We start from the raw sequence: 2,512 nt of genomic DNA on the forward strand, positions 1-2,512 counted from the left end.
ATTCCAAATATGTCAAGGGATTTTTTGATAGTCGGCACTACAAAACTTAGGATAATATATGTATTATGGGGCAATTACTTGAGGTTTTGATATGGAGAGAAAATTTTTGGCGAAAATGACTTGTCAATCACTTTTTTACATTCCTCAAGCATCTGTTTGGCATAAAGATTATTTGGATCAGGCTTTAAAGCATTCATAATACTTTCTTTTGCCTCTTTAAGCCTGTTGCTATAGAAATATATTGATCCTAATACACAATATGTCTCCTGTGAAGGATTAGACTTTACTAAACCCTCTGCCCTTTTGATTATTTCTTCTCTATAAATCTCTTTTCCAAAAATTCCAATTCCTCCTTCAGTTATAGAAAGAGCGAAAAATGGTTTAAATTCTCTATGTTTCCAAATATTACCTAAAATTCTGTTGTATTCTTCAGGATTTTCCCAAGACACTACCCATTTGTCAATGCCATAAGAATTTATAATTATATAATCTGCCTTTTCAATGTTAGGAAAAGAATAAAGAGAGGCTTTCTGATGAGAAAAATGGGCAAGGAGGTTATCTTTAACAGAAAGAGACCTTTCTTTGGGAATTATCTTTTTTAACACCCCAAATATCTTTCTTTCTTCTTTTGTCTTGTAATAATATATTAGATTCTCTTTTGGAAATGAGAGGAAGGTTTTATGGTTGGTAGAATCATAAGAGAAAGCATGGTGGACAGTTCCTGATTTTTGATTTAAAGCCCTTAAGCCAAAAAAGTAATTTGAAAGAATAGCTATTGATAAGAAATAAAGAAAGAATCCAAAGTGAAGGTGCTGATTTTTTAATTTTTTTAATAAAAAAGACAAGCCATAAGTAGATGAAATTACTGTAAAAGGAATAATAGAGGCTGGATATTGCCAAGTCAAAAGATATTGAGGACCCCAAGAAGATAAAAAGTGAAGAAGAACAACAGGAAGGACTAAAAAGAATATTTCAATTCCCATAATAGAAAAAACAGAAGAAGAAAAAATAAGAGCAAAAAGATTAGTTAATTTTTTATCAATATATGGGGAAAGTGCCTTTATTAAAGTCTTATGAGGTTTAAAAACAAGGTTTTTTATAGCCTCTTTAGGAGTCAAGCCAAAAGCACCATATCTTCCAAAATGTTTATAGGATTTTTCTAATCCATGGCTAGTTGCTGCTCTAATCTTAGGAATCAATATACCTAGCGAGAGACAAGCCCAAAATATTCCCAATAAAAATGTAGCTACTCCTATCTTTCTGCTTTTTTTAAAGAAACTATAGATACCAAAAGTCATTACTATAAGTGAAATCTCTTCTTTAATCATTAAAGAAAAAAATAAAAAGACAAAATAGGCAATCCAATTTCTTCTCTGAAGGAAATAGAAGCAAAGAGAGATAAAGAAAGGAGCCAGGCAAATTTCATAAAATTCAAAAAGAACTACCCTTGTAAGAAAGGGATGGAGAAGATAAACAAATGACAATGATAAACTTAAAAGGTTGTGTTGTAGCTTATCCCTTGCAATCAAGAATATAGGAATTGCTCCTAATCCAAGGAATAGACTTTGTAGGATAAAAAGCATCCTTGGGTCTTGCCATAAAGCATAAAATGGAACAAAGATAAAAAGCATAGGAGAGAAATGCTCACCAAGGAAATTATAACCCAATAGGGAAGGATCAAAAAACCTTCCATGAAGAGCATTCCAAATAATCTGATCAAAATATGCTAGATCAAAATGTCCTGTAAAGAACCCATTGTATTGGATAACAGAAAGATAGGAATAGATGGCAATATAAAGAAAGGTTAAAAAAAGAAGAATAAGCCAAGTTGCAATCTTTGGAATATCTTTGTTTAAATTAAGCAATTGGGTATTAAGAAAGACAAAGCTGCTTACTAAAAAGATAAGAAAAAAGAGCTTCCAGATAGAAAAAGGGATATTTTTATAAAGAAAAAATCCCGCAATCAATAAGGCATTGCCCAGAGTAATTATCCAAATGCCTTTTTTATCCTGATTGGCTTGCCTAGATTTCTTCCTTTTCATAAATCCCATTATATATCGCGGTTAATCAAAAAGGCAAGTAAAAATAGGGTTTGTTATCCAGAAGCAATACTTAAAGCCCAACCGCCCTTACAACCTCGGCAAGCCTTGGCTCTTTTAATGAAAATTCGCGAATTACCCTTTCAAGTTTTTCTTCCCTTTCTTCAAGCTCCTTTGCCTTTCTAACAGCAGGGGCAAGGGCAGACCTTCTATCCCAGAGGACAAAGCCAACCAAGCCAAAGATACCAGCTAGAATGACATAAAGAAGGTTTTGTAAGGAATCTATCCTTGCATTTAGACCTGTATTCATATCATCTATCCTTTGGCTCATTTTATTATCAAGGTCATCTATCCGTTTATCTAACCCATCTATCCGTTTATCTACATGCTGAATTTCTTCTTTTACAATCTTCCTTATCTCCTCAATATCCTGTTTGGTTAAGCTACAATAGGCAGGGAATGTCAAAATCATC

The 2,512-nt window shown here is 32.8% G+C and carries 2 protein-coding genes; both read right to left on the bottom strand.

Annotated features, from left to right (window positions below; genetic code table 11):
* Positions 1–74 precede the first annotated feature (74 nt).
* On the bottom strand, positions 75–2,042 hold the full coding sequence (locus AB1397_06855; protein MEW6482696.1) for a DUF2079 domain-containing protein: 1,968 nt from the start codon (positions 2,040–2,042) through the stop codon (positions 75–77).
* Between the two features lie 70 nt (positions 2,043–2,112).
* The coding region (locus AB1397_06860) for a hypothetical protein (protein MEW6482697.1) at positions 2,113–2,512 on the bottom strand (400 nt) is incomplete at its 5' end.

The organism is bacterium (genome assembly GCA_040756715.1).
Classification (GTDB): Bacteria; UBA9089; UBA9088; order UBA9088; family UBA9088; genus JBFLYE01.